4 protein-coding genes are annotated in these 4,358 nt (G+C 38.9%); 3 read left to right on the top strand and 1 reads right to left on the bottom strand.

Going from position 1 to position 4,358, the window contains the following annotated elements:
- From traF to L4C33_RS19910, 3 genes are all read left to right on the top strand, one after another.
- Positions 1–504, top strand: a 504-nt coding sequence (gene traF / locus L4C33_RS19920) for a conjugal transfer protein TraF (protein WP_428814142.1), incomplete at its 5' end; no start/stop codon positions are given.
- A gap of 41 nt (positions 505–545) precedes the next feature.
- The gene (locus L4C33_RS19915) at positions 546–704 is read left to right on the top strand and encodes a YoaH family protein (protein ID WP_428814141.1); all 159 of its coding nucleotides are present in this window, start codon (positions 546–548) and stop codon (positions 702–704) included.
- Positions 705–1,813: 1,109 nt separating this feature from the next.
- On the top strand, positions 1,814–2,347 hold the full coding sequence (locus L4C33_RS19910; RefSeq protein ID WP_428814140.1) for a hypothetical protein: 534 nt from the start codon (positions 1,814–1,816) through the stop codon (positions 2,345–2,347).
- Between the two features lie 95 nt (positions 2,348–2,442).
- Here L4C33_RS19910 and L4C33_RS19905 read toward each other — a convergent pair whose 3' ends face one another.
- Positions 2,443–4,218 carry an SLC13 family permease gene (locus L4C33_RS19905; protein ID WP_428814139.1) on the bottom strand — a complete coding sequence of 592 codons (1,776 nt, stop codon included), beginning with the start codon at positions 4,216–4,218 and terminating at the stop codon, positions 2,443–2,445.
- Positions 4,219–4,358 lie beyond the last annotated feature (140 nt).

Genomic DNA, 4,358 nt, shown 5'->3' with positions numbered 1-4,358 from the left:
GAGACTGCAGACACTATGTTTAACATGGATGCGGGCGCACTATGGTTCTATGGGCCTTTCCGTGTGGGTTTTTCTGCTAGTAATTTGGTATCACGTGATATTCAAACAAAGACTGTAAATTATCAGCTTGAGAGTAGTGATGGCGCAACTCGCTCCGGTACTGTTTCTGAGGCTTATCAAATGCGTCCTTTATATACCGTAGGTATGGGTATTGTTGGTGATTACGCCACAATCAGTGTTGATTATGACCTTAATGAAGAAGAGCGCTTCACTAACTTTGATGACAACACTCAAATGCTCAGGGTTGGTGGCGAAATCGATGTGTTACGTCAACTGAAATTAAGGGCTGGTTATAAAAAGAATCTTGCCTACGATAATGCCGATGATACTGTTACTGCAGGTCTTGGTATCTCACCGTTGAACTTGTTCCAGCTTGATATTGGTGCCAGCTACACCAATGAAAACTCAATGGGTGCTTACGTCAATTTCCTTGCTAGTTATTAAAACTCCTTATATAGTCAGCTTCCTAAAAATAGGAGCTGACTATGTTAAACGATCTTCCAACGCTATCTCACCAAGAACAACAAAAGGCTGTTGAGCGAATTCAAGAACTCATGACACAAGGTGTGAGTACAGCTCAAGCTATCAAATTAGTCGCCGAGCAAATCCGAAAAGAAATTGCTGAACAAAACGAATCTAATTAATCGTTATTTTTTAATAGCTTCTACATAGGGTAGGGGCTATTAATACCTTCCTCATATTTGACACCATTCCCAATCAATCACATCACTTCATTTTCTTTCATCTTAAAAAACTAACACTCGTGCACTATAACTAAAACTAGTTAAGGGCAAGAATAATCTACTGGTAAACTTCCCCTTCAAACTCATGTGCGTTGTTTATGAAAGGCTTTTGATTCAAGCGCTTTAAATTCAATAAGCTAAGTATTTTCAATGACTTACTCTAGGGTAAAGATCTGTTCAGAATCTAGTGTGTGTAACTGTGTAATTTAATTACACATGAACATGAAAGTCAAACACAGTACTAATCTAGGCGTCAGTAAGTTTGACGGCTGTAATTAAACTATTGAAATACATAGAGATTATAATTTTTTGCCGTGGGTCGTTACTTTATTGATGTTTAAACGAAGTTCGTAGGAGGTGTGGTTACCCAAAACTAATAAGTGGCGTAATCATTAGATACAGTGTCACTAATAAGTAGGGAGATTTTTGCTTTGACTGTATAAAGTTCTTCATCCTCGCTCTTTATCGGAGAGCAAAGATATTAGTCAGATTGTAATTTGGCGAATACAATCGAACCTGGAATATTGAGCGAAATAGACCACTCACCAGTATTTAAGTTACTTTATTTTCTGGTTACACTGTAACTTATTCGTAATTCCAGATGTCCAAACGGAACTGTGGGCCACGTTGGCCTAGATAGGTTTATGTTTATGTAAAGGCAATGAATACGAATAGGGGAAGTTGCAGTGTAATGTAAAGTTGTGTTTTAGTTGATAGATAGATACCTTTCGTCCCTCCATCATGCTCTTTAACTATATTCGTTTTAGCCTCATAGCTATTGGCGTGACGACTAGCTTTTAACTATGAATGCGTAAACGCGATTGACGAGCAGAAAGCCGTGAATAGACAAAAGAGTGCTGGGGACACGTTGACTTATCTACGTTTCTAGCGCATTCAAAGTTCCTATCGGGCGATCTCGATAAAAATATATTAGCTTATAACATTTTCGTATTTTAAGGATTACCCCTTAGAGCGCATATTGGCGAGTATTCGTTAAAAGAGGAGGTTTTATGGGAACTTCAGTTTTTCTTAGTTACCCTAATGCTTATAACAGTGACCAGATAAACTTTATCGAAACGCTGTCAAACTATCTATTCGAGCAGGGTTATACCCCCCGAACTTTAGGTGTTACTGATTACGATATGGATGCGCCACTAAAAGCTATACGTCGTCTGATGTCTGAATCAAATGGGTTAATAACGGTCGCTTTTCGAAGGTATTATATTGAGTCTGGCAAGGAGAAACCTGGAAGTGAATCGGAATCGACGATAGATGGTCAATGGTTCACTAGTCCCTATAGTCAAATAGAACCAGCTATGGCATTCCAGATCGGGTTGCCTGTACTCATTTTAAGGGAGAGCGATGTTATTGCTGATGGGATATTAGATAAAGGAGTTCTTGGAACATTTATGCCCGAGTTTAACCTTGATGACCCATTAGATAAGTATTTAAATTCAAAGGAATTTAACCAACTAATCAGAAAGTGGGAGTCTCAAGTTGAACGAGTTGTCGAAAATAGAGGAAATCCTCCTAAGTTGTATTAATACGCTTCTAATAACTTCACTTAAGTTACCTCCCTTATATTTGAATAAATTTAAGGGAGGTTTATTTAGTGAGGTAAGTCATTGACTAAACGGGGTTACAAAGTCAGAGGAAATACTAGATACAGAATTGTTATAGTGGTCATTCCTACTAACAGATTCATGGGAATGCCAATTTTCAAGTAATCACTAAATCTGTAATTTCCTGGTCCAAAAACCATAAGGTTTGTTTGATAGCCTAGCGGTGTCGCGAAACTTGCTGAAGCCGCCATCATTATTGCAAATATATATGGAGTAGGGTTCAAAGAAGCGTTCTCTGTAACCTCAATGATTAAAGGTAACATTAAGACAGCTGCTGCATTGTTAGTGATAACTTCAGTCAATACGGATACCGTTACATAAGTTAAAACAAGAAGTATAACGGCATTTCCGGAACTTAACCCTACGATCAATTCAGCGAGATAACTTGCCACWCCTGATTTTTGTAGCGCTAACCCTAAAGCAAAAGAAGCCCCGATCGTCAAAATGACAGTAATATCTAAACTTTTTTCTGCCTGTCTTGCTGATAGGCACCCAAAAACTAACATCGCTCCGGCTGCAACTAGCGATGCATTTAACATCGATGTAAGTCCTGTAGCGGCGGAAGTAACGGCTACGATAAGAAATAACCATGAGAGCGAGGCTTTTTCATGATTAGGGGTTTCATGTTCAGGAACATTAACAAGTAGAAATTCCCTGTTAAACATCTGGTTAGATGCAAATTCAGGTTTGGTCTCTAATAGTAAAGTATCACCGGCTTGTATTTTAATAGCACCAAGATTTGAGTTTAGTCTTTCGCTGTTTCGCGCAACAGCAAGCACAACGGCATCATATTTGTTTCTAAATTCAGAATCACGAATTGAGGTACCTAACGCTTCAAAAAATGGAGACACGACTACTTCAACTAACGCTCTTTCTTGTCGTTTATGCTCTAAGAGCAACGGTTGCTCTAGGTTTCCTGGCGCCTCTATACCATCTATTTTTAATAGATCTGTAATTGCTTTTGTTTCACCAGCAAAAACTAACCGGTCTCCTCCTTGTAATATTTCATCGGGTGAAACTGTCGGTAAAACTGAATCGCCACGCTCAATTTCAACAAGAAATAATCCTTTTAGACTTCTTAGCCCTGCTTCTTTAATGGACTTCCCATCCAATGCCCCATCTTTAGTAACACAAACTTCCAAGGTGAACTCTCTCACTTTTGAAAGCGGTTTGTTTTCTCGCGTATCTGGCAGTAATAATGGAGATAGGATGTATATGAACAACATGCCTAGAATCGCCACTGGGAGACTTATGATTGTTATATCAAATAAGCCGAAAGCAGATTCCCCGGTTAAACTTTGATACTGACCGTTAACGATTAAATTAGTACTCGTTCCTATCTGGGTGACAGTACCACCAAGAATGGCTGTATAGCTAAGCGGTATTAATAACCTAGAGGGAGCGATATTTGTTTTATTAGACCAAGCAATCATGGCGGGTAGCATAGTAGCAACAACGGGGGTGTTATTTAGAAAAGCGCTTAATGGAGCAACGGGTAAGAAAATCCTGAGCAATGCACCTCTTACTGTTTTAGGGTTGCCTAAGAGCCTGTTTACTATGAAGTTGATACCGCCAGAGTGATATATCCCGGCCGCGACAACGAACATTGCTGCGACTGTGATTAACCCTGAATTACTAAAACCCGATAAGACTTCTTTAGTCGTTAAAATCCCAGTCACACTTAATATAGTAAGTGCCGCCATCATTACGATATGCGGCCCGATTGATGTTTTAATTAATGTAAACAGCACAAGCACGGTGAGTGCGAGCGTAAACCATCCTTCATAACTCATAATTATATCCTCCTGTAGTTTTCTCGCATACTAGAAGTCTATGTATAACCAAATAAATGATTTAGTACTATTGCTTATTCTTTTTAGGAATAAGTAGGTGCTGTGACGTGATTAATTTAAAAAGATACAGGTCTATGTAC

This window comes from Vibrio makurazakiensis (genome assembly GCF_050337375.1).
GTDB classification, from domain to species: Bacteria; Pseudomonadota; Gammaproteobacteria; order Enterobacterales; family Vibrionaceae; genus Vibrio; species Vibrio makurazakiensis.
The sequence above is the reverse complement of the archived record's forward strand: the minus strand, read 5'-3'. Positions and strand labels throughout refer to the sequence as shown.

Excerpts from the sequence above, each read along its gene's own strand:
- L4C33_RS19915 (WP_428814141.1), top strand. The coding sequence starts at position 546 with ATGTTAAACGATCTTCCAACGCTATCTCACCAAGAACAACAAAAGGCT.
- L4C33_RS19910 (WP_428814140.1), top strand. The coding sequence starts at position 1,814 with ATGGGAACTTCAGTTTTTCTTAGTTACCCTAATGCTTATAACAGTGAC.